19 protein-coding genes, 1 tRNA gene and 1 riboswitch are annotated in these 25,448 nt (G+C 30.1%); of the genes, 12 read left to right on the forward strand and 8 right to left on the reverse strand.

The annotated features are described in order from the left end of the window. Positions 1-4: 4 nt before the first annotated feature. Genes E1I18_RS00380 through E1I18_RS00390 form a run of 3 tightly spaced genes read right to left on the reverse strand, consistent with a single transcriptional unit; the run spans position 5 to position 5,121 of the window. Complete coding sequence (locus E1I18_RS00380; RefSeq protein WP_141483630.1) at positions 5-1,270, reverse strand: ABC transporter permease; 1,266 nt, start codon at positions 1,268-1,270, stop codon at positions 5-7. Continuing rightward, positions 1,270-2,325, reverse strand: a complete 1,056-nt coding sequence (locus E1I18_RS00385; protein WP_141483631.1) for an ABC transporter permease — start codon at positions 2,323-2,325, stop codon at positions 1,270-1,272. The genes E1I18_RS00380 and E1I18_RS00385 overlap by 1 nt, the downstream gene beginning before the upstream one ends. A 6-nt stretch (positions 2,326-2,331) precedes the next feature. Then, positions 2,332-5,121 carry an OppA family ABC transporter substrate-binding lipoprotein gene (locus tag E1I18_RS00390; RefSeq protein WP_141483632.1) on the reverse strand — a complete coding sequence of 930 codons (2,790 nt, stop codon included), beginning with the start codon at positions 5,119-5,121 and terminating at the stop codon, positions 2,332-2,334. A 139-nt stretch (positions 5,122-5,260) separates the two neighbouring features. Then, positions 5,261-5,424, reverse strand: a riboswitch (Lysine riboswitch). Positions 5,425-5,703: 279 nt separating this feature from the next. Here E1I18_RS00390 and E1I18_RS00395 point away from each other — a divergent pair. After that, on the forward strand, positions 5,704-6,573 hold the full coding sequence (locus E1I18_RS00395; protein ID WP_141483633.1) for an MSC_0882 family membrane protein: 870 nt from the start codon (positions 5,704-5,706) through the stop codon (positions 6,571-6,573). Positions 6,574-6,935: 362 nt separating this feature from the next. Here the strand turns inward: E1I18_RS00395 and E1I18_RS00400 are convergent. After that, a tRNA-Leu gene (locus E1I18_RS00400) sits at positions 6,936-7,019 on the reverse strand. 71 nt (positions 7,020-7,090) lie between these two features. Between E1I18_RS00400 and E1I18_RS00405 the strand changes: the two genes are divergently transcribed. From E1I18_RS00405 to E1I18_RS00450, 10 genes are all read left to right on the forward strand, one after another. Further along, positions 7,091-7,987, forward strand: a complete 897-nt coding sequence (locus E1I18_RS00405) for a nucleotidyltransferase (RefSeq protein WP_141483634.1) — start codon at positions 7,091-7,093, stop codon at positions 7,985-7,987. 7 nt (positions 7,988-7,994) lie between these two features. Beyond that, positions 7,995-8,231: a hypothetical protein gene (locus tag E1I18_RS00410; RefSeq protein ID WP_141483635.1), complete on the forward strand. Its 237-nt coding sequence runs from the start codon at positions 7,995-7,997 to the stop codon at positions 8,229-8,231. Between the two features lie 295 nt (positions 8,232-8,526). After that, positions 8,527-9,132 carry a translation initiation factor IF-3 gene (infC, locus tag E1I18_RS00415; RefSeq protein ID WP_141483636.1) on the forward strand — a complete coding sequence of 202 codons (606 nt, stop codon included), beginning with the start codon at positions 8,527-8,529 and terminating at the stop codon, positions 9,130-9,132. 14 nt (positions 9,133-9,146) lie between these two features. Further along, positions 9,147-9,335 (forward strand): 50S ribosomal protein L35, encoded by a 189-nt coding sequence (gene rpmI, locus E1I18_RS00420; protein ID WP_004419201.1) that lies wholly within the window; start codon positions 9,147-9,149, stop codon positions 9,333-9,335. 22 nt (positions 9,336-9,357) lie between these two features. Next, positions 9,358-9,702, forward strand: coding sequence for a 50S ribosomal protein L20 (rplT, locus tag E1I18_RS00425; RefSeq protein ID WP_141483637.1), 345 nt, complete (start codon positions 9,358-9,360; stop codon positions 9,700-9,702). A gap of 205 nt (positions 9,703-9,907) precedes the next feature. Continuing rightward, entirely contained in the window at positions 9,908-11,308 is a 1,401-nt protein-coding gene (locus E1I18_RS00430; RefSeq protein WP_141483638.1) for a BMP family ABC transporter substrate-binding protein, read from the forward strand. After that, entirely contained in the window at positions 11,308-13,617 is a 2,310-nt protein-coding gene (locus tag E1I18_RS00435; protein ID WP_141483639.1) for an ABC transporter ATP-binding protein, read from the forward strand. The genes E1I18_RS00430 and E1I18_RS00435 overlap by 1 nt, the downstream gene beginning before the upstream one ends. Next, positions 13,607-15,703, forward strand: a complete 2,097-nt coding sequence (locus E1I18_RS00440) for an ABC transporter permease subunit (protein ID WP_141483640.1) — start codon at positions 13,607-13,609, stop codon at positions 15,701-15,703. The genes E1I18_RS00435 and E1I18_RS00440 overlap by 11 nt, the downstream gene beginning before the upstream one ends. Then, positions 15,704-16,663, forward strand: coding sequence for an ABC transporter permease (locus tag E1I18_RS00445; protein WP_235888466.1), 960 nt, complete (start codon positions 15,704-15,706; stop codon positions 16,661-16,663). 182 nt (positions 16,664-16,845) lie between these two features. Further along, positions 16,846-17,664, forward strand: a complete 819-nt coding sequence (locus E1I18_RS00450; protein WP_141483641.1) for a Cof-type HAD-IIB family hydrolase — start codon at positions 16,846-16,848, stop codon at positions 17,662-17,664. Between the two features lie 303 nt (positions 17,665-17,967). Here the strand turns inward: E1I18_RS00450 and E1I18_RS00455 are convergent, their stop codons facing one another. Beyond that, positions 17,968-18,267 carry a hypothetical protein gene (locus E1I18_RS00455; RefSeq protein ID WP_141483642.1) on the reverse strand — a complete coding sequence of 100 codons (300 nt, stop codon included), beginning with the start codon at positions 18,265-18,267 and terminating at the stop codon, positions 17,968-17,970. Between the two features lie 97 nt (positions 18,268-18,364). On the opposite strand from E1I18_RS00455, the gene E1I18_RS00460 reads away from it, so the two are divergent. Further along, positions 18,365-18,697 carry a hypothetical protein gene (locus tag E1I18_RS00460; RefSeq protein ID WP_141483643.1) on the forward strand — a complete coding sequence of 111 codons (333 nt, stop codon included), beginning with the start codon at positions 18,365-18,367 and terminating at the stop codon, positions 18,695-18,697. A 164-nt stretch (positions 18,698-18,861) separates the two neighbouring features. Here E1I18_RS00460 and E1I18_RS00465 read toward each other — a convergent pair whose 3' ends face one another. The 3 genes from E1I18_RS00465 to E1I18_RS00475 are packed head-to-tail and all read right to left on the reverse strand — an operon-like array spanning position 18,862 to position 25,199. Beyond that, entirely contained in the window at positions 18,862-21,498 is a 2,637-nt protein-coding gene (locus tag E1I18_RS00465; RefSeq protein WP_141483644.1) for a DEAD/DEAH box helicase family protein, read from the reverse strand. After that, the gene (locus E1I18_RS00470; protein ID WP_141483645.1) at positions 21,491-23,431 is read right to left on the reverse strand and encodes a DNA methyltransferase; all 1,941 of its coding nucleotides are present in this window, start codon (positions 23,429-23,431) and stop codon (positions 21,491-21,493) included. The genes E1I18_RS00465 and E1I18_RS00470 overlap by 8 nt, the downstream gene beginning before the upstream one ends. A 1-nt stretch (position 23,432) precedes the next feature. Further along, positions 23,433-25,199 (reverse strand): site-specific DNA-methyltransferase, encoded by a 1,767-nt coding sequence (locus E1I18_RS00475; RefSeq protein WP_141483646.1) that lies wholly within the window; start codon positions 25,197-25,199, stop codon positions 23,433-23,435. Between the last annotated feature and the right edge of the window lie 249 nt (positions 25,200-25,448).

Below are 25,448 nucleotides of genomic sequence, written 5' to 3' on the forward strand. Positions count from 1 at the left end.
ATTCCTATCTTTTGACTTTAATAACTTTAGGGTCAAGTGCATCGTGTAGACCGACTGCAATAAATTGTAAACTAATTGAAATACTTAGCAAAATGAAGGCAGGTAAAATTAGCAATCAAATATTTGTTTTTGAATCACTTAGGTTATCAAGCATAAATTTACCTAAGTTAGCTGAATTATCATCTTTGAAAAATCCTAAAAAGGCTAATGAAGCAATTGAAAGAATTACTGAAGGAATTCTACGTACATAACTCAATGCAATTTTTCCTAAAATTGCTGGTAAAGCGTGTAAAAAGATTTGTCTTTTAGTACTTGCTCCAATACTTTTAGCAGCCAATATGTACTCTTCATCTTTTACAGTAATAATAAAAAGTCTAGTAACACCAATAGGACCAGTTCAGCCAACAAAAAGTAAACCGGCAATCAATACTCAAGGGTTAGTTCCTCAAACCGTAACAAAAAGTAGCAATCAAATTATTGAAGGAGGAGAAGTAAAGATCTCAATAAGACGCATCATAAATGTATCTAATCATTTACCAGTATTAAAACCTAAGTATGCGCCAACAAAAACACCAATAACTATTTCAACAGTAGCAACTAAAAGTGCAATTCACAAGCTTTCAAGTGTTCCTGTTCATACAGTTGTTCAGATATCTGAACCTTGTTTATTAGTACCAAAAAATGTTCTTAAATGTGGTATTTGTGCTTTAAATTCAGCAATTAAACTTGCATTATTTTCAAGTGTTGGTCAAGAATTATTAATTTCGTGATATTTAACTAATTTTGAAAGTAGTTGAGCCCCTTCAAAATATTTGTATGCATCATAACGCAAAATTTCTCCAGGCTTAATTTCTTCAAAGACTGCATAATCCTTAAGAATACTGTAATAATGCGGTTTATTAGGATCGCTTCAATCATAAAGGTTATTTATAATTTCTTGATTAGATGTTTCTTTAAATGGTGAAAAAAGTGGGGGTAGTTCATAGAAGTTCGCAACTCTTTGCGAAAAGTTTTCATCAATTCTTTTTACTGCTGGATAAGGTGAAGTTAAAGTTACAACAGCTGCAGCAATAATAATTGCAAAAAATACAACAAAAGCAATAAGAACAGCAGGGTTAGTAAAAAATCTTTTAACAATTTCAATAAGTAATATTTTAGGTTTACCAGCAATATTGTTATTGTGTTTTTCGCGATTACTGAGTACAAATTTTGAGGCCAATTCATCACTAAGACTATATTTTGCTTGCACAAATTTAAATTTTTGCGACATTATTGACCTCCTTGTAGTTGTTTTTGAATATTAGCTCATTGCATTTTACGTAATTTATGAGCTTTAAAAATTTGGAAAATATTAATTCCGCTGCTTGCTTGATATTTGATACGTGGATCGATGAATGGATAAGAAATATCAACAATAATTTGTGTAAAAAGACCAAGAGCTGTGAAGAAAAAGACACTAAACATTACAACATTTATTTCACCATTAGGGAATGAGTTTGCAATTGTTGTCGCAGTACCCGGAATAAATCAGAACTGCTCAACAATAATAGAACCAGAAAGCAAGATCAAATATGAAGGAATAATTACAGTAGCAAGCGGGATTGAAATATTTCTAAATACGTATTTGCGGAAAATTTGTCAATTGCTCAAACCTTTGGTTTTAGCAATTAAAACATAATTTGATGTTAGCACTGTAACTACTTGATTTCGTGAATAAAGTGTATATCCTGCAAGTGAACCAAGTGAAACAACAACAATGGCTGGAATAACAGACAATATTGTGCTGCCTCATCCTTCGCCAACCTCTCTAGGGTGAATAAAACGAGTATCAAATCCAAGTTTTTGGAATATACCAAGAATAATTGGAGCTAAGACAAAACTAGGGACTGCAATAAAGACAAAAACAAAAGCGCTTATTGCATTATCTATTCATGTACCTCGTTTATAACCGGCCAAAACACCAATCATTACTCCTAAAATTGAAGAGATAATAAATGAAGGTAATGAAACCAATATACTTCAGCCAAGTGGTTTAAAGAATAAGTCAGGAATTGTGTTGTACCCACCTGTTGGTTTGAATATTTCACCATAGTCAAATCTGAAGAATTTAGCAAAATATTGAGCCATTTTTACAATAACTGGAATTTCATTGTACTCTTTTGATTTTGCTTCCAAAGCCAATCTCTGTGCATGATTATTTTCACTAAGTAATTGAATTTCGTAGGGGTTTTTGATAAATAATACAACCAGTGTGTATGAAAAGATTAGCACAACAAATAATGTAAGAATGGCCAGGGCCATTCTTTTAGTAATATATTTAAACATAATAGATTATTGTACCACTTCAATATCCATGTATCATAATTGTTCAGGACCAGTAAATGGTCTTATAAAGTGGTCGTTTACTAATGTTGGAGTAAATCTTTCTAGAGAAATAGATTTAAGTACACCAATAGTTACACCTGAATATGAAGTAATTTCTTTTGATAATTCTAGAATTTCTTGGTTGCTTAATGTTGATATGTATGTTGTGAAAAATCTTGATGTTACTGATGATAAGTCTGCATCTGTTGATTTAATTTCTGAATCGGTTCTGTGAACTAGTTTTCCATTTTCCAATTTATATTTGTGATATTCACTGTGTATTTCACTTAGTTCTCTTAAAGAAAGTGTGCTTAATTTTTCAAAAGGTATTGAAAGTGTGAATGATTTTTTATCAAGTTCTTCTTTAACTCATTTGTTTAGTTCTTCACTTAATTTGAAAATTCTAGGGAATGATTTTGCAAAGTCTTTTTGTTGTTGAGTGTACTTGTCACCAGATTTTTGAGCAATAATTGCTAAAGGAATTGAAAGTTTTAGCGTATTTGAAAAACCATCGAAACCAGAACCTGCTGAATCATAGTCATAACCTCAACCACCAATTGTAAATGGTGAGCGACCAAAAATGTGTTGAGCACGTCAATCAGCAGCTTGAGCACGTTCATATTTCACAAATTTTGCTTCTAGACGAGGGTCTAATTCTTTATAAAGTTCAGGCATTAATTTATAGATTGTTTCCATTTTTAATGGAAGTCAGTTTATTCATCTAAATGTTTGTTGTCATTTAACTTTTTCATCTGCTTTAATACCTGCATCATCTAAAAGTTTTTTCATTTCTTTTTTTAGTGCTTCAAAATGAGGTGATTTTAGTTTTTCCAAATCTGAAGAAGCAGTTCTTGAACGCTGTGAGTAATCGCTGTATCCTTTAGATTCTGATCAAGTTCCGTCTTCTTTTAGATAGCTAAATTTGTGTAATTCTTCATATGAGTCACGTGGTGTTTTGGTTGAAGCACTTAATTGGTCTTTTCCACCTCAACTAGCATCAGGAGCTAGTCCTGCAAGATACATTTTTTGTTTACCATCTGAAACAAATGATGAAACATACTCAAAGTTGATTGCTAAAGACAATAGGTTTCTAAATCGAGTTGCAGTTTTACCAGTATAGAATGTTTGTAATGCATCATAACCTTTAATTTTATCCTCAAGCAATTCACGTAAAGTTTTACCATAAGCAAGTTTTGCAAACGCATCATTATAAGAAGCTTCACCTACTAATTTATCAATTGATTCTTTTTTAGCAGGATCAAAATCTTCAGGCAAGTTTTCAAAGGCTGGTACAAATGATCATCCTTGTTCAAACATTAATGAATTTTTGTTCAATGATTGAAGATGTTTTACACCATATTCTTCACCTTTGCTATCAACTTTTGATTTATCCGAATCAGGTACTAATATATAAGGTATTGATATTATTCGACCATTTAAGTAGTCGTCTCATTGAGTTTGTTTAAATTGATCTTCGTTTCCATTAGCAAAATATCTTTGTCTTATTTCTCTTACAGAACGATCTGATTTAACTCAATCTTGGTCTACATAATGATCGTTTTTAACTCATTTTTCTTCTTGTGTTGATTGATCATAACCTGCATAGTAGTATCCACCTGCATACAAGTTGTTCTCAGTGTTAAATCCATATCAATATGTACCAGCAAGTGCTAATAAACTATCTTTTGGAATTGCATTAATCAAACTTGAATCAACAACACTTGAGTCTTTAAATGATTTTAGTTGTGGAATTGTACCTTTTTCAACCATTTCTTTAATATATTGACTTGGTGCTGCTGAAAATTCTTGTGAAGCTGTTAGATGACTAAATAATAAATCGAATTTACCAACTTGTGAAGTAGCAAGTTTATTGAATGTAATTTTGCCATCCTCTATAAATTTATCTTTTTGGCTAATTGGAGCAACATCAATGTCATAAAGACCAAAAATATAGTCATTAGGATATCTTAATTGTTCGCTAAAGTATGTAGAACCTTGATCAGCTGCATTAGTCAATAATTCGTCTAATTTTGCTACCTCAACACCTTTTAGTTTACCTTCAACTTGTCTTTCTTTAACTCCTAAAAATCTTGTACGCATTCATGAAATGTAGAAATCTTCTGGTACAACCTCATATTTTGTTTCTTTACCCTCTTTATCAACTCATTTAGTACCTTTTTTAACTTCAAATTGTAGTTTTGTTGCATTTTTTAAAGTTTCAAAGAAGTGTTGTGAGTTAATGCTTTTTGAATCTTTTGATAAACCTTGAACTAAAGCTTCATGATAAAGACCATCTTTTGGTGTATCTAATAATTGTGCATCATCTTTATCAAATGTTTCAACTTTACCATCTTTTGTTGTAACAATTACTGATTTTGCATACTCTAATTTATAACTTCATACTGATGGTTTGTGAATTTTATATGAATTTTGTCGTGTGCTTCTATCAAATTCTTTTTTTATCTCTGGCTGACCGACAATTCTTTTTCTTATTAATGATGCTGCTGTTGCTTCATAATGTCTACTCTGTCAACTACCATAAGTAATTGATGTATCTTGTGAAAATTCTTTTGCCTTAAATGGTGAATTAGAACCAGTTCGAGCAACTCTTTGAGTTATATATTCTGAATCTTTTATTTGTGATCTTTTAGTAGTGCCTGTGCTTCCACCACTACCTCCACTACATGCAGCTGCTAGACCCACTAATGGTAATGCACCAAAAGACAACGGGACTAGTCATAAACGTCTTTTTTTCATAATACCTCTAAATTTTAAATTTTTATTGAATTTTGATTTTGTTATGTTGAAGCCTCATAATTTTTAAAAATAAAAATTTTGTAAGACTCTATAGCTCCTCGAGTCTTACAAAATAATAAAGTATGGTTTATTACAATTATAAGACTATAGCACCAATGCTTCCAAAGAGCAACAAACTGTTATGAATTGTTGCCATTGATTAAGTATGCCTACTTAAACAATTCGGCCTTCTTATCCTTTCAATAGTTTCTTAGCTTGCCTGCTCCACTATTTACTCTTATAGAAGGCTCCTCTATAGTATTTTGAGTATTTTTAGAAAAAAAGCAGGTTCGTTATTATCAACCTGCCTTCCTAAAAATATATTTTATTCACCAGGTATCAAATTAAATAGAAATCGCGTTAATTGCCATTCCATTAATTCAATTGATACGTTTAGATGAATAAGTTTGTTGTAACATAACGCCATTATTATAATGCACTTTTTTTGTAATGAGAAAAAAATTTCATATTTTTTTGTGATTTTTTTTGTTATTTGCAAAAATGAATACCACAAAAAAAATAATAAATATATATAATAATACTATGAAATATAAACCGCTTCAAGACACAACAACAATGGAAGTTGTGCAAACTGAAATTGAAAACAAAGATAAAAAACAAGTAAAAGACCCGCAAGGTCAAATTTCTCCACGAGCATTTCGCGTTATTCGTTCTGAAAAAATTATTAAAAAATTGAATTTAGGCATCTCATTTTCTCTAATGTTAATTAGTTTGATATTGTTTGCTTTTGCATACTCTAAAGTACCTCCTTTTGATAAAAAATATATTGGTTATTTGATATTTTTTGCATCAACTGCTTTCATATTTTTTGCACTAGGTACAAAAAATTCAATTGAAGATGTACAATGAAGCAACACAATTAAACGATATCGTGAAGCCTTAAGCAATGGTGATTACACATCATCAAACACGTTTCATCTTGCATACAAAAGAATTGTTTTAAAAGGTGTAAACATTACTTGAATATTGATTTTTATATTGACTTACTGAGGTTTAATTACTGCAATAATTTTTGGTTTATATCAAGCTGATCGACTAAAACTAAATTGACAAACATATATTGTTATAGATTTACCTTGACGCGAATGACTTAATAAGGGTTTTGGAAACACATTGCTTTATTGCCTAATTAGTGTTATCGGAATGTGTAGTTTAGTTGTCTTTTATGTAATTATGTTATTAGTTGACAAAAAGCGATTAGCAGATTTAGATGATTTTTTAGGTGAAAAAAGTGTAGAAATACACGAACAAATTAACAAAGCTCGAAAAGATCGAAACAAAGCTTGACTAATTGCTTATCTAGTTATAGTATTAGTAACCATCTTTATTCCACTCACATTAATTGCTCTTGCAATTTGACGTTCAGTTGTACGTCGTCGTAAAACAAAATAAAATATATTTACAACATAACGCACTTACGTGCGTTTTTTTTACTAAAAGTACTCAAAAACGTGTGTATTGGTAAAAATAATGTTAATTAATAATTTATCTAATTAAACAATTAGATTTCTAAATATTGTGCTTATTTTTTTACCAAAAGTACTCTAAAACGTGTATAAAAGCAAAATTATTGAACCTAAAACTTATTTATAAACATAAACCAAAGCGTTAAACTCTTTTTGACTTTTTAAACATCATAAAACCACAAAAAATTGATTCAGTAATATCGAATTAAAAATTCAATGAAATATCTTTATAAGTATTAAATTAAAACACAGCAACTACTTGCTGTGTTTGTAAGGCGAATAAACATATGGTACCTGAGACAGGACTTGAACCTGCACGGATTTCTCCAGTAGATTTTGAGTCTACGGTGTCTACCATTCCACCACTCAGGCATATTTGCTTAACAATTATAATTTATTTTTTATAATTTAAAACGATTTAATAAATTAAAAAGAAGGCAAAAATGGCTATTGGAATAATCGTTGAATACAACCCTTTTCATAATGGACACATACGGCAACTTAATTGAATCAAACAGAAATGACCAAATGAAAAAATAGTTGTTGCTATGTCTGATAAATTCTCTCAACGTGGCGAGTTATGTATTGATACATTTGCACATAGAAAAAAGATTGCTAAAAAATATGGTGTTAATAAAGTAATCAAACTTAAATTCGAACAAAGTGTGCAAGCTGCTCATATTTTTGCTCATAATGCAGTTATTGCGCTTCATAAAGCAAAAATAGATAAACTTGTTTTTGGTTCTGAGTCAAACAATGTTGAACAAATGAAGCAAATTGCAAAATATTTAATTCAGCATGAAGAAGAATTCAATGAATTAATCCGCAAGTTTATTAAAATTGATAAATTAGGTTATCCAAAAGCATTTGCGATTGCTCTTGAACAATTAACTGGTCAATCTTATTCGCTTCCTAATGATATTTTAGGCTTTGAGTATGTTAAAACAATCGTTAAAAATAATTTAAATATTGAAGTTTATACAATTGAACGCAATATAAGTTTCCATGCTGATGAGCCTATTGATTCATATGCTTCAGCTTCACATCTTAGAAATATGTTGCGTCACAATTTAGACATCTCTCAGTATAGTCCATCAGTTATCAAAAAGCCATTATTCATAGAAAATTTATACGAGAAGTTCAAAAAAATACTGAGAAATACAGCAATAAGAAAAATTAAAAAAATACCATTAATTTCTGAGGGTATTGAAAACTTATTACTAAAAAATATTCATCACAAAACATATGATGAATTTGTTCTTGCATGTGTATCAAAACGATATACTTCAGCAAGAATAAAACGAATTATGGCCTGAATTTTAGCCAAAAAATGAAGATAGGATAATAATGCAAAAAATAGTTATAGGCAATGAAACAAATATTAATAAAGCACTCAAAAATTTTGAGTTAGAATTAGATGAATGTTGAGAGAGTGGAGCAGATAATATTGAAGTTTATTTAATCCACCAAGACTCACAAAATATGTGAAATTCACTACTAAAATATTTACAAGAGCACTCTGACGAATTTAAATATGAAGTAGTCAAAGAATTTGAAAAATTATTGATAAATTTTGTTATATAGAATGCGTTTTTTACCAATACTACTCAAAAATGTGTGTATTGGTAAAAAATTTTTTATTTTTCAATTCTTATATAATCTATATTTTATGTTAAAATTAAAAAGCAATGTTTAATTGCAGAAAGTAGATCACATCTCACCTGATGGCCATATAGCCTTGGGTTTCTAGCTACAATTAAAAGTCATTTTATGAAGTAGTTTAGAAAGTGGTGAAACCACTTTAATTTTATTTATCTATTATTAAGGAGTTATTATACAACCTACAAATACAAAATCAAAAAAACCTGTTGCAGAACATATGATTAACAATAATATTCCGTTTTCAAAGGTATTTTTAATTGGACCAGAAGGCGAAAAATTAGGTGTTACACCAACTCGTCAGGCAATTGAAACTGCTAAAGAATATCGTATGGATTTAGTGTTAATTACTGTGGACCCTAAACCTATCGCAAGAATTTTAGATTATGGAAAATTCAAATACGAACGAAAGAAAAAACAAAAAGCTGCAAAGGAAAAACAAACTATTATTCAAAATCGACAAATTCGTTTAACTGTAATGATTGGTGATCATGACTTGCAAGTTAAAGCTCGTAAAGCAAGAGAATTTTTACTTGATGGTGATAGATTAAAAGTTAGTCTTAAATTTAGAGGTCGTGAAATATCGCGTCCTGAACTAGGTCATGAAACAATGAATAAGTTCTATAAACTAATAGAAGACATAGCTGATATCACAAAAGAAGCGGTTTTGGTTAATAACAAGTTTCTTGATCTATATTTACAACCTAACAAAATAAAAGTTGCAAAATATAAAAAAGAAAACAACATAGTAGATAAAAACACTACAAAAAGTTCTGAAAATTCAGATTCATCTAACGAAGATCAAGATGAAGATGATGCAGAATAATTTAAGGAGTAAGCATGCCTAAAATGAAAACTAAAAGTGCTCTTAAAAAACGTATCAAAATTACTGGTACAGGTAAAGTTTTAAGAGAACAAGCATACCGTTCACATTTAGCCCAAAATAAAACCACAAAACAAAAACGTCAAGCACGTAAATCTGTTCAAATGCACGCATCTGACATCAAAAGATTCAAAGGCTTATTTTAATAATTAAGGAGAAAACGAAACTATGAGAGTTAAAGGCGGAACAGTTACAAGAGCTAGAAGAAAAAAATGATTAAAACTAGCTAAAGGTTATTTTGGACACAAATCAATAGGCTATAAAGTTGCTAAACAAGCCGTTGTAAAATCATGAACATATGCATTTAGAGACCGTAAACAAGTAAAAAGAAACTTCAGAAAACTTTGAATTGCTCGTATTAATGCAGCAGTTAGAGCACAAGGAGTTAATTATTCACAATTTATTAACGGACTCAAAAAAGCAAACGTATCAATTAATAGAAAAATGCTTTCTGAACTTGCAATTAATGAGCCAAAAGTATTTGCTTCATTAGTTGAACTTGCTACAAAATAAGATATTAATAAACTAGGTTAATTCCTAGTTTTTTATTTTAAATAATGAAAAATATATGAAAATATTACCAAATTCAATTTTTAATTCAATATTAAGTCCATTATTAACTAATAAATATTTTAATAAAATAAATATATATATAATAATAGCGATACAAAAGGTATCATGAGCAATGAAAATTGCGTTATTCTGGAGGCATATAAAAATGAAACATAAATTACTATTATCTTTAGGTGCTAGTTCAGTACTTGGACTAGTTCCTGCTGTGACTGTTGCATGTGCAGTGCGTGCATATGATCACCCTCTTGCTCCATCTGTGGCAACTGCAAATGTTGTACTTAATGATAAATTCAATCTTACTGATGAACAAGCTAAAGAAGCTCCATCAATTGTGCTTATTAATGATGGTGGTGATATCAATGATAAATCATTCAACCAATCTGCTTGAGAAGGTGTTTTAAACTTCACAAGAAAACAAAACAAATATCCAATTTCAAAAATTGGTGTTCAAGACGTTAAAAATGGGGAATATGTAAAAGCATATCAAGCTGCTTTAGATAGTAAATTTAAAATCTGAGTAGCTCCTGGTTTTCTACACGCTAAACACTTAAAATCATTCTTCAGCAATCCTGAAAATGTAAAAAAATTTAAAGAAAATGGTTCAAAAATTATTGGTGCTGATTATGCAAGTGGTTTAGACTTAAAATCACACTACCAAGACTTCAATGTTAGAGAAGGTGCATGAATCGCTGGTTATGCAGCTGCAATGTTTTTATCTAATGAAGCAGAAGCAAAAGATAGAACATTTACATCATTTGGTGGTGGTAACTTCGCTGGTGTAACTGACTTTATTGAAGGTTTCTATAAAGGTGTTTGATACTGAAACTCACAACAAACAGATGAAAACAAAAAAGTACACTCAACAGAAGCAAACGTAAACTTAAGTACTGGTTTTAATGCTACTGAACCAAAAATGGCAACTGCAGTTCAACAATCAACTGCTTCTGGAGCTAAATTAATTCTTCCAGTTGCTGGACCTGCAACATTTGTTGTTCTTGATGACCCTACATTTACAAGTCAAAACAAATATATAGTTGGTGTTGATACAGACCAAGCACAAGCTACTGAAAAAGGTAAAAACAGATTCTTTACTTCAATATTGAAAAATCTAAGTCAATCTACATATGATATTGTTGGACTTTTAGCAACAACTCCTACATCAAATAACTGAGAAGAACTATGAAAAAGTATTGAAGGTAAATTAGGTGTTGATAAACAACTTGATTCAGAAATTGATAGTGACAAACACAAAACAAATGATAGAGTTCTCAAAGGTGGAATTGATGAAAAATGAGTTGATGTATCAAGTACATACATCGATGGTGATAAAAAAACTCTAGCAGAACAAGCATTAGTTAAAGCTAAAGCGTTGTTTGAAGAACTTAAAAAAGCAAAAGATACTGATCCAACTGAAATGTACAAAACTCTTTTAAGTAAAAAAGCTAAAAAAGGTTCTACAGATTACTCAACTAGTGAAACTAAAGAAAAACCAGCAGCAGTGTCTGTAATTGAAGAGCTTGCAAAAGAATTATTGATTAAAAGATAATGTTTGCTGTTGAATTTAGAAATATAACTAAAACTTTTCCCGGAATTATTGCTAATAGTGATGTTAGTTTCAAAATTAAAAAAGGAACTATACATGCACTAATTGGTGAAAACGGGGCTGGAAAAAGCACTTTAATGTCCATTTTGTTCGGTCTTTACGAACAAACTAGTGGAGAAATACTAGTAAATGGCAACAAAGTGCTTTTTACTGGACCAAATGATGCTAATGAAGCAGGAATAGGAATGGTCCATCAGCACTTTAAATTAGTTGATATATACACAAACCTAGATAACATAATTTTAGGTGATGAATGAGTTAAAAAATTTGATGTAATAAACAGAAATATTGCCATCAAAAAAATTAAAGCATTGCAAAACACCTATAACTTGCACTTTGATTTATTCCAAAAATCAGGTGATGCAACTGTTTCAACTCAACAAAAAGTTGAAATTATGAAGATGCTTTATCGTGGAAACGAAATTTTGGTTTTCGATGAACCAACTGCAGTTTTAACCGATGAAGAAATTCAAGGTTTGCTACAATCTTTTGAAATATTTAAAAAAGCAGGCAAAACAATAATTTTTATATCGCATAAACTAAAAGAAATCGAGCAAGTTGCAGACACTGCAACTGTGCTTAGACTTGGTAAGGTTGCGGGTAACTTTGATGTTAAAAATACAACAACTGAAGAACTTATTAAAGCAATGGTAGGTTCAGATGTTATTGAAGTCAAAAATAGTATGCCAGCAACTAGAGAAGATGTCGTTTTTTCACTTAAAAACATTTCAACACACAACTTACACAAGAATCTAAAAAATATTTCTTTTGATGTACATGCAGGTGAAATATTTGCAATTGCAGGTATTTCAGGTAATGGACAAGAGGAACTTGAACACGTTGTTGGTGGTTTAGTTTCTCCTTCAAAAGGTTCAATCTTTTTACGTGTCAAAGATAACAAAAATAACACATATGCATTAAAAGACATAACCAAAAAATCTGCATATGTTCGTAGCAAAGATCATATGGCTTATATACCAGCCGATCGACACCACCATGGTGTAATTCTTGACTATACAATTGAAGAAAACTCAATTATTAGACGTCTATGAGATAAACAATTTCAATCACTTGGTGTTCTAAAGCAAAAAAATATTGCTAAGTTCACTGATGAAATTATTCAAAAATATGATGTTCGTAGCTCACAAGGTGCAAAAAGTATAGCTCGTTCTCTTTCAGGTGGAAACCAGCAAAAATTCATTGTTGGTCGAGAGATGCTTTTCGACCATGACTTCATAATCATAGTTCAACCTACTAGAGGTATGGATATTGGTGCAATTACTAATATTCACTCAGAGATAATTAAAGAAAAGCAAAATGGAAAAGCTATTCTACTTATTTCTTATGAACTTGATGAAGTTTTAGCATTAGCTGACACTATTGCAGTTATCAATGAAGGTAGAATCTTATCGATTCAAGATGCAAAAGACGTATCCAGACAACAAATTGGTAAATTTATGTCTTCAAGCACCAACGATAACGCTGACATTTGATTCGATCCTGAAAACGTTGATGAATCACGTGAAAGTTATTTAAACATTGTTGAAAAAAAATACAATTCACTCATTGAAAAATCAAAACTCAATATTGCAACACTAAAATCAGCGCTTTATATTGCTAAAACTACTCGCGCAAGCAAAGATCATCTTGACGAAATAAAACAAAACTTTAAAGAAGCACAACAACAGCTTCAACAAGTTCAAAATGAACACAAAAATCAAATAAAAGAAGCTAAAAATAATTTTGAAATTATCTTCTATCAAAAATTAGACGAAGAGCATGCTGATATCTGATTTGATGCTAACAACATTCAAAAATCAATGAGTAATTATTTAAAAATTACTAATCTTAAATATGTTGCTCTAATTAAAAAACAAAAATTGAACATTGAATCATTAAGACATCAAAATAAACAATTTAATAAGCAATTTTTAGCTGAAATTAAAGAATGTGATTTAAACTTTGAACAAATCTACAATCAACAACAAGAACTTGAAGAAAAAGAACTTTGGTTTGACAAAGATAACAAACAAGAGTCTAAAAATAAACTTTTAGCCTCAATATCTACAAAATACAATGATCTTAATAAAGATATAAATGAAAATATAAACTTGGCCCTTCAACAAATCAAGCAACTTAATCAAGAACTAAAATCTGAAATTAATGATATTAATGCAAATTTTGAAGAAATTTTCAATCAAAAATTAAACGAAGTTAAAGGAGAGGAGGAAGCAATAAACAATGCAGTCTAATCGTACAAATATTAAACAAGCATTCGCAACATTTGGCCAAAAAATGTCAGAATTTATAAGACGTGATAAAACAAAATCAACTGGCCGAAAAGTCGCCTCTTCATTATGAGCGCTTGGATTTGGTATATTCATTGCACTTTTATATATGGTGCTAAACTCAGGAATATCAAAAAATATTGCTCTAAACCCTTTTGATATATTTAAAGTAATCTTTGAAAGCTTTAAAGAATCAAGAAAAGAATATATCATTAATTTCTTCCTTATTTTTGGATTTAGTTCATTTGCATGTGCTATTAGTTTTAAAGCCGGACTCTTTAATATAGGGATTCCAGGTCAAATGATGGCGACTGGTTTTACTTCATTTGCACTATTTATCCATTGAGGACACAATAATACCAACCAAGTAACACCTTCACATCTTGTTATAGCATTAATTGCTTCTGTAGCACTTGCAGCATTATTAGGAATAATTGCTGGTGTATTAAAAGCATACTTAAATGTACACGAAGTTATTACCACAATAATGCTTAACTGAATAGTTGTTGGTATTTCAATGGCTTTATTTCAACTTTCATCTGCTCCTTTATTCTGAAAAGGTTTAGATCCAAAACAAATAGCATATTACTTCAGCGTTGAAAATGAGGGTGTCACACCTGGAGCCATTACAATTTCACAAAATGTTAAAAATATATTCAGTATCATTGGTCTTGTTTCACTCATTGGTTTAGTAATTATTGGAGCATTTATATTTAGTTTCACATCTTTAGGTTACAAAATAAAAATGCTAGGGATATCAAAAACCAATGGTAAATACATGGGTGTAAATGATAAATTACTAACCATTATAATTCTAGGTGCTTCAGGAGGAATTAGTGGTATTGCCGGCTTCTTCTATTATGTTGTAGCACCTTCACCTTTATATGGTAGCATAACTCAACCATTAGCAATTGGTTTTGAAAGTATTGCAATTAGCCTTTTAGCCTTAAACTCACCTGTTGGTATATTGTTTACAAGTTTATTCTATACAGGTATTTACAATGCTCGTCAACCTCTTCAATTTGCACCTACATTCGTTAAACAAGAAGACATTCAAGTTATTACTTCGCTTATTCTTTATCTTGCAGCTACCTCATTAATGTTTCTTAACTTTAAACCTGCTCGATACTTTACATTATTAGCATTCCTACAACGTGATTATCGTACGCGAGCTAATAAAAAATTGTTCAGATTACAGCTTAAACGTCATCGTCTAATTCGAAGTTATGAACTCAAAGTTCATAAACTTAAACTCAATGTAAGTAAAGTAAATCTTGTTGAATTTGAGCAAAAACTCAATGAAATTGAGCTTAAACACCAAAGACAAATGCTTAAAAACAATGTTTTATCACAACGAGCACACACACTTATCTTGCATGCTAACCAAGTTCATGAATTGCAAATTCAACTTCACCAAGCTAAATTAAATTACATTACTCAAAAACATATTTATCAAGATAAACAAAAACAATTGCAAAGAAATGTGTTAGCATTGCAAAACTCTACTCATAAAATTAATCAACAAAACGCATTTTGAAAACTACAAACCAGACTTAATGATGCAAAACTAGCAAAACTTGCTCAAAAATGTGCTCAAATTCAAACACAAATAAAAGAGTTAAAAAACACTCATAGTGATGAAATCAGCACATGAACATCATTTAAAGCGGCCCTTTCATCTCTACAAACTGATAGATTAAGTTTGCAAGCAGATACAATTTCTAAAGCTCAAAAAATTAAAAACTTGCAATTAGAATTGAAAAAAATAACAAACCAATTTTTAAGCAAAGCAATGAATTATAAAAATAGTGACCAAGAAACTATTGAATATTTTGAAAGCATAAACGCACAAAAATACCAAATTCTTAATGAAATGAAAGAATTAGGTAGCGATGCTAAATTCAAAATAAAACAACAATACACCGCATCTGTTAAAAATACAAAAAATAGTTTTAAAGAACTATTCAATTCATTTATCAAAGAACAAATCACAATGTTTAAGGAGTGCTACAGAGCAAAACTAAACACCAGCAAAATGGAGGTAAAATAAATGTTATTATTAAATTTATCTGTCAATGTCTATAATAACCTTATTATATTCTTCTGTTTATTTGCACTCGGTGGAATAAGTGGTTTATTCTGTGAAAAAGTTGGTATTGTAAACATTGGTATTAACGGGATGATGGTAATTGGTGCAGCCACATATCTCTCATTTGCAGATATTATGTCCAAAGTTTATCCAGGTGGTGCAAATAATGTTCCAGGTGGCTTTATAATACTTGGTACAATAGTTGCAATGCTATTTGCTGCATTATTCGCACTACTTCATGGTTATGCAACTATTAAATTAAAAAGTGAACACACAATCAGTGGTTTTGCTATCAACCTTCTAGCTTTTGGACTAGCTATTCTTCTTCTTGAAATATTTGGAAATGGTTCAAAAAGACCTGCTAATACAATAGCTCAACTACAATATAATCTTAATGTTGGTGCAACAGTGCCTCTAGATTTAATCTCATTTAAACTTGTTGTTACATTGCTAGTTATTGCAATCGGTGCATTTGCACTATACAAAACTCGTTGAGGTCTTAGATATAGATCAGTTGGTGAAAATCCTCAAGCTGCTGATGTTGCAGGAATTAATGTTTATAGCATTAAATGACAAGGAATTTTAATTTCTGGTGCTATTGCAGGTATTGCAGGTGCAATCTTTGCACAAAACCTAGGTTCTTCATTCAACGGTGATGTTAGAGGTTATGGTTATCTAGCTTTAGCAATCATGATTATGGGTCAATGAAACATATTTATTGTTTCAGGTATCTCATTAATATTCTCATTCTTATATGCACTTTCATTCTCTTCAGGTACATGAATTCCTGAATTAAGACAATATAGTGGTATGTTAACTATTACTCCATATGTTCTTTCATTAATTGTTATTATGCTTACAGCTCGCAAGTCGCATGCCCCTGCTGCTTCGGGTAAAGTATATGACAAATCAATTCGTTAAAACCACATCAAAACTAGGCATCTTTGCCTAGTTTTTTCTTTACTTTTTTTGACCAATATACACACTTATGAGTATATTTGGGCAAAATTTACACTGCTTAAAGCCTCTAAATAACCAATACAATATGTACAATAATTACACCAAATTTGATAGAATTAAAGCAATAATGCTAAGGAGAAAATATGTCTAAAATATTTGCTTTTGATCTTGATGGAACTCTATTTATGCAGGCCAACGATATGCATCCAAACACACAAATTGCACTACGCAACGCTCAAAAATTAGGCCATCACAATCTCATTTCTACTGGCCGATCATTACCAAACATCTTAGTTTCGCTTGGCGAAAATGTCAATATGTTTAGTTATATAGTCGCTTCAAATGGATCTGTGCTTTATAACACTACCACAAAACAAATTAGCATTCTAGGAAATGTTGCTCTTGATGCTTTTGAAATCCTTTTTGACGCTACTCTCAATCACAACTACATTATGCGTATAGACACAACGCAAGAAACTACATCATATCTCAATTCCTCTCAACCACCACAGTGACTAAGCAAACAAAACGTTATGGACATAAACAAGTTCAAAGTATGCGACCAACAAGAATTTAAACGCTTTGCCTTGCAAAATAAAGACCAAATTGTACAGATGGCTTTACGTGGTCCTAAGGACGAAATTTACCGCGAATTTCTTAAGATACAAGAAAAACTTGGCCAAAAATATGAGGTTAAATACACAAATGAAGTCTATGTTGATATCAATGCAAAAGACATAAATAAGTGAAGTGGTGTTAAATATGCGGCCAATAAACTCAATATAAGCACAAGTGATGTCTATTGCTTTGGTGACTCAGGCAATGACATAGAAATGCTAAAATATGCCGGCATTGGTGTTGCTATGGGTAATGCAACACAAGATGCAAAAGGGGCTGCCGATATAATAATTGGTGATAATAAAAGCGATGCTATAGCAACATTTATCAACGAAACAATTTAGCAACAAAAAAATGACGAAAACACTGATATTTGAGTAGTTTTCGTTATTTTTTATCACTATAATTTGATTTAATACACGCACTATTGTATGTGCATGTTTGAATTTATTTTAGCTTAATATCTATGTTGTTACTCAGCACAAGACACAATGGACAAAATTTACCTAAACACTGAATTTTCAGTATTTTATGACTAAATAACTACTGATATTTTGACTCAACCACAATAAAAATATACAAGTGTACCTTAATATTAATGAATTAAATAAAAGAAAAACTCCTATAACTTTATATAGGAGTTTTTACTATTTAAATCTTGCAAGATATGCTTTTCATACTTGATTATCAATATTGTTAGCATCAATAAGTGAAAAATCAAGAATGCTTAATAAATAAAGAAAACTCTTTTTGAACTCATTATCTTTTTTAAATAATTTGAAAAATAATGCAATAAATTTTGTTGACCATAGAAGAATTCTATAGTTGCTATATCCATTTAAGTTAACTTTAACAAATGAAGGTAATGAAATGCTTTCATTAGTGTCTAAATGTTCGAAATTAGGTGTTTGAACGCTTTGAGAATCTTTGTTGCATATTTTTTTCAATGATTTTACTTCCTTAAAAATAACGATTTGTATTACAAAAAATACAATTGTCAAAATCAAAGCAAAATTAGAAACAAACAAAAAAATGTGAAAGACTATGTTAGGGACATTGTCATACATTTTGATAAGTCCAAATGCGAAGAACACCACACTCGAAAAAATAGCACAAATTGCAAGAATACTGAACCAAATTCAGCTTAATACTCCAATTTTTTTATATACATACTCAAGCGCATTTAAAGAAGTTGGTATATTGTTTTTGATGCGTTCAGGTAGCACGATTAGTCTTAACATCTTTATAAAACTGCTAAAACCAAAAGATGTAATAAATAGTGTAGCAATGATGAGTGGAACTACAATAATGTTTAATGCTCACACTGCAAAAACTCAAATATCTATAGATAAAATCATAATTAGTTATCTCACTTAAAATTATATAAATTAATAATACTTTAGTTTTGTGTAATTTTGATTAAAATTTACACCCGCGCAGCAAGACTAAAAAGTCCACTGTAGAAAATCAATTTAACAAATGTTCATTAAAGTTTAGAAATCAATTGGTACATCAAATAATTTATTTTTTAGGTGCTTGAGTTATAAATTTTCAATAAATTTATTAAATTCTTGCTCGAATTCAGATATTTTTGACTTATTGAAGAAAGGCATACCAATAACTTTTCAATTACCATCATTAGGCATTAGATTGATATCACTATTTATCAAACTTAATAAATTTGCCTTCCAGTTGTCATGCTCAAGTAGGTGAGTTCCTTTAGGTTCAACAAATACTTGAGAATTTATTTTATCGGTTTTGAAATAAAGAAGAAAATCAGGTTCAAAACGATTACCATTATCAAAATCATAAAGTGCAAGTTCACTGAATCGTTCGTTTCTAACTAAATAGAATTCAATATTTTTGCTTTCGAGACGCTCTGCATAATTGTCGCTAAATCATTTGACAAATTCTTTTTCTTCACTTGTTCCATAGTTTTCATTAAAAACATATCATTTTTTAGAACTTAGGTCCATTCTAAGTTTTTCACTTGCTTGACTTTGAGGATTACCGTTTCCGTCTTCATCTTCAACTTTAGCAACATATATTAATTTATCATCGATAACTTCTTTAAGTTTTTTAGGACGGAGAACTTTTTCACCTACACTTGCATCTTTGAGCGAATAAAGATAATTTTCAATTTGTTTAAATACTTCCATAACAGCATTAAACATATCTCTTCCACTTATTTTTGCTTTCTTGTCATTAGACTTAAAGATAATTTCAACATTTGAACCTAGATATTCAGAAGAAGTTAGAAATTCTTGAAGTGATTTAAGATTAGAAAACTTAGATTTTAGAAAATCAAACTTCAATGATTCAAAATAAAGTGCACAGCCCTCAAGAATGTGATATTCAACATCTTCAAGTTTAAGTTCTCGAACAGTTTTAAGTTCTTCTATTTCATTATTTGATGCTGCATTTAAATCAAAAAGTCTTTCCTCATTAGCCTTAATTTGTCTAATTTTAAAATCAATAGTTTTAGTGAAATTAACTTTATCTTGCTCGCTTGGCATACTATTTTGTTTTGGAACTCTTTTGTTAGTTCAAACTAAAGCATTTTGAAAAAACTCCGAATTTTTAAATTCTTCTTTGAGTTTAATTTCGACTACTTTACCATTATCATCATCAATAAGACCAGTTTGTTTAAGTGTATTTTGAAGGTCATTGATATAGCGCGAATCATTTTTACAGTGATAATAAAGGGTTTCAAGAACACGGTATTTATTGCCTAAGTCGGCATCGAATTTTCGTTTGTTACGATTTTGTTCATCATTGTTATACACAAAAGGACAATAACGGGCTCCACGTCCAATTAATTGAGCTTCTTTAATTGTATACTTGTTGGTTTTTACACGTGTATTTTCTTGACGTTCATCATGTAGTCTAACAATGTCAAAAAGGTTAAGTACATCTCAACCCTCATTTAGTTGATCAACTACAAAAATACCACGCAAGACATTGTCTTTATCTTCTAATGTATTGAGCAACACTTGCATTTGTGCATCAATTGCACTTTCAGTGGATGAGTTAATAATGATTAGTGTTTGCTCACGAAAACTTTCTTTGAGTAGATTAACTAATAATTGATAGTCTTGATGTCCTAAATTTTTAAAGTAACTAAGACTTTGCTTCATAATTGGAATATCAATAGTTTCAAGAGCAACTATATCTTCAATGTTTAGTTTTTGAATTTTTTCTTTAAACTCTTCAAAAAACTTCTTACTTTCTGCAATGGTTTTTGACTTAAATAAAACCACAGGTTTTATTTCTAAGCCTAAATCATTAAAAAGCATATGACGATATTCACTAATAATTAATGCTATAAGAGATCTTTGTCAATATGTTGTCTCAGAACTTATGTTTTGAAAGTTTTTGGTTCATTTTTCGTCTCTAAAAGTTTTGAGAGGATAGTCAAAAATTAGTTTATCAGCGTATTTTTTATTAATATCTTCATTATTAAGACCTGCAGTTGCGCTAAATTCAAGTAAAAGAGATTCGGGGTGTTTATTATATAAACTAATTACCGTGTTTTCTCAAGAGGGTTCTTCGAAAATCTCGAGTTTTTGTGCTTTACTTTTGGCTTTTGTGCTTGCATTTAGGTGATGAGATTCATCGCTGATGAATACTACTTTTTGATTGCTAAAATCATATTCACTCATAGCATTTTCACGTGGACTAATAATGTCACTGTGCAATTTTTGAATGGTTGTAAAACATATATTAATTGAGTCTTTATCAATGTTTGAAGCTTGAAAATTATCAACAACATTAATTTTTATTGTTTTATTGAAGTGTTTTAAAGGTGAAGCAAATAAATATTTTGAACTTGCTGGATTTGCAAAATTTTCTTTAGTTTTCTCAAGAATATTGGTTTGAGATACAAAGAAAATAAAGTTTCTATAACCTTGTTGATATAAAAACAGAATTAAAGCAGCCATTATTACTGTCTTTCCACTACCAGTCGCCATTTGAAATAGGTTGTGTATTTTGTCTTGAGTACGTAATTTTGTATTACCTTCATCAAGATAATACAAAATAAATGACTGAATTGCTCTAGTTTGGTAATCTCTCAATTTAATTTTAGGATTTAGTCCATTTACAATAAATGTATCAAGGTCTTTAGGTGGAAAATAATCTAATATATTTTTTAGTTTATCAGCTAAATTATTATTCATTCTCTACCTCATAAAATGATTTACTAAATTGTTTGTCAGCTTCACTAATACCATATGACTCATCATCTATTTGTGAATAATCTACATACAATTTGTTTTTATTAATTATTGAAATAAGACGTGCTTTTTGTTCATCAAGACTAAGTGAATCAAAAGTACTTAAGGTAGATTCAATTTCTTCTTTACTTAAATAAGGGATTATGTCATCAGAATTTAGTATTTGGTTTTTAATATCAACAATGTTGCAGTCAGTTGCTTTTTTTACCAAATCTACTCATTTTTGTGTATTTTGGGCTAATTCACAGTACACAAATGAGCCACCGCTTTGTCAGCCTACTAACTTAGATATTCCACCTTGTTCACCATCAATAACTTTTTTAAGTCTTTCTACTGAGATGTCTTCGATATAATCCATTTGTTCAATACCAATATATTGTCGATTCATTTTGTGTGCTACAGCAGCAGTTGTTCCTGAACCGAGAAAGAAATCTAGAACGATATCATTTGGAGATGTGACTCATTTCAAAATTTCCATAACGATACCCTCGGGTTTAGAATAATTAAAGGGTACTTTATTGAATAATTTCTTCATATGCTTATTTGATTTCGTATTAGAATATTTTTCTATAACTGGAATAGGTTGATTTGTTCTGCTCACAATATTTCCATCTTTATCACAATTTAAGTATTGTTTAGTATAAATTTGACTATTCTTAAAAACTACAAATTTATTTTCAATACCTCATTCAAGTTTTTCCTTACCTCATCTTCAACCTCAGTCTTTTACACTAGCACCACCTTTTTGTCTATCTTCTCATTTATCTTTATCTCCACCTGCATAATATGTTTTTCCATCATATTCTATTGGATAATCTAGACTTTGTGACCATTCTAAACTTCCACTATCAAGTTTAACGAGTTGATATTTACCTCTTATATGCTCAAATTCATCAACTTTTGTATACCTTTCAATATCTTCAACATCTTGAGGGATGATTTTAGCGTAATTCTTATCATTGCAAAAACATAATATATATTCATGTTTTTGTCTAAAAAATTTACTATCACTCTTCCCGCCGCCTTCTTTGTTTAATCAAATAATTGTACTTAATTCATTTATTCTTCCAAATATACTGTCCATTAATACTTTTAAATAAGCATATTCATTTCTATCACACTGAACAAAAATCACACCATCATCCCTTAATAATTTTTTGGCCAACTCTAGTCTATTCTTCATAAACACAAGTCAGGTTGAATGGTTGAATTTATCATTGTATTTAAATGAATCATTACCTGTGTTATAAGGTGGATCAATATAGATACATTTAACTTTTCCCTCATATCTCTTTAATATAGAACTTAAAGCTATAAGATTATTACCTTTAATGATAAGGTTATCTTTTTCATTAAATGATATGTTTTGCTCAACACCTTGTGAACTATAACGTTTTGCATTAACTAATACTTTAGGATCAAGAAGTCTATTAATATCGTCAAGACCAAGAGTTTCATTGAGCATAACTTCACTGCGTTTTTGGTCATCTTTGTCTTGATTGCCAACTAAAACACAATCTTTGTAAGGGAATGATAGTACAACATCGTTGCTCTCGTCAAGAAAGTGTCCATTGTTATCAACCAGGCCAATGCGATTTTTAAAAGAAGTGAAACTATCAGGCATAAAGTCTTTAAGATTAATAAAATCTATGAATTTTTTGTCATTAAAAATTCAGATGTCTTTAACCTTAACAAAGAAATTTTTACGTATTGATTCATTTGAATAAAGAATCTCCATAAGATCACTGTCATGATTATTAACTGCAGCAAAAATGTTGCCTAATAAAAGCTTATTTTGTTCAGAAGAATAATATTTATTATTATCTTTAAGTATATCTAATAAACATTGAGTTAATGATGTGATTTTTGTCTCCATATTAGTCCTTTCCTTGAGGAGTTTTATTGTAAAAACTGTAGTTGAATTTCTTGTCTTGTTCACTTATGTTATATGATTTGCTTTCGATATCACTCAAATTTATGTAAAGTTTGTTCTTATTGATAATTGATAATAAATGTTGTTTTTGATCGTCAAGATCTAAATTATCAAAATTGCTTAATGCTTCAATGATTTCACATTGAGATAAATATGGAATAATAGATGAAGAATTAAGAACAATGTCTTTAATGTTAGAGATATTATCGATTGTTGACTCCATAATTAGATTAACTAGATTTTGTGCATCTTGAGCTAATTCACAGTACACAAATGAGCCACCACCTTGTCAGTTGACTGACCGTGATATTCCGCCTTGCTCGCCTTGGATTACTCTTTTAAGTCTTGCTAGTGTGATGTCTTCGATATAGTCCATTTGCTCAATGCCAATATATTGTCGATTCATTTTGTGTGCTACAGCAGCGGTGGTTCCAGAGCCTACAAAAAAGTCAAGCACAATGTCACCTTCAATTGTGGTAGACTCAATAATCCGTTGAATGAGTTTTTCAGGTTTTTGGCCCTTAAAATTCCTGTTGTCGATTAGGATTGTTTCTTCATCGATGCTTGTTGAGTTTTTGATTGCAACGCTGTCAAGTTCATCTCATTTATTGCAGTTTCATGTGTCTTCAAGCGGGTATCGTTGACCGCGTGAGGTGTGATTGATGTAATTAATTGTGCTGTCGATTTGTGTCTTAGATAAGCCATTTTTTGTTAAAAAGTTAATTAGATCTTTGGTTGGTTTAACTATTTGTTTAAAATCATTGTTAGCAATATAAGTTTTATTAAAAAACATATTAGCAGCATTCTTAGAATAAAAAAGAATTGTGTCATGATTTCTTATGAAGTTATTTACACTGGTTTTATAGCCAGATACAAAGCCCATGCGTCATATAATTTCACGTTGAAAGTTTTTAGCACCAAATATCTCATCCATTAATACTTTACAATAGTGCACCTCATTGTAGTCTAAATTAATGAATATAGAGCCATCATTGCTTAAAAGACGTCTTGCAAGTTCAAGACGGTTTTTCATATAAAGAAGTCACGTGGAATGATTAAATGAGTCATTATAGTTAAATGAATCAGAGCCTGTGTTATAAGGTGGATCGATATAAATACATTTTATCTTACCTTCATAGCGTTCTATTAGTGAGGAAAGAACAATTAGATTATTACCTTTGATAATGAGATTATCGCGCTGATTAAAATGAGTTGCAGGCGTATCAAAACCTTGTTGATAACGGCGAGCATTAAGCAAAACTTTAGGTGCTAGCAGACATGAAATTTCATCAATAGCAAGACTTTGATTAAGAAATCTCTCTTGACGCTTCTGTTCTTCTTTGTTTTGTTCTCCTAGTATAAAACAGTCTTTAAATGGAAATGATAATACTATTTGGTCATCTTCGTTTAAAAAGTTTCCATGAGTATTGCTTAATGCAATTTTATTTTTAAAAGCAGTATAACTATTAGGTAAAAAGTCTTTAAAATTAATAAAATCATAAAAACGTCTTGCATTAAATATATAAATATTTTCGTTATGGATGAAAAATTCTTTTCTAATGATTTCATCATTGTATAGCGGCATTATAAAATCTAATTCATAATTGTATATTGCTTGAAATATATTTGCAAGCAATAAATCACCTGATTCTTTTGAATAATATTTCTTATTATCTTGCAGTATAGTTATTAAGTGCTTCTTTATTTCCATTTTTGTCCTTAATATTAATATATATATTTAATTATATATAGATATATAGTTTTGTCTTGTATTTAGATAAAATTCCTACTATTTTGTAGGAAAAAAGCAAAATAAAAACCCCTAAGGGGCGCTTGGTTCTTTGAAAACTGAATAGTAAATTTTAATTCATTGAAATGTCTAAAATACACATTTACTTTTAAACCTATCGATTTATTAGTACTGGTCAGCTCAACATATCGCTATGCTTACACATCCAGC

The sequence above is a fragment of the Mycoplasmopsis mucosicanis genome, assembly GCF_006546935.1.
GTDB lineage: Bacteria > Bacillota_I > Bacilli_A > Mycoplasmatales > Metamycoplasmataceae > Mycoplasmopsis > Mycoplasmopsis mucosicanis.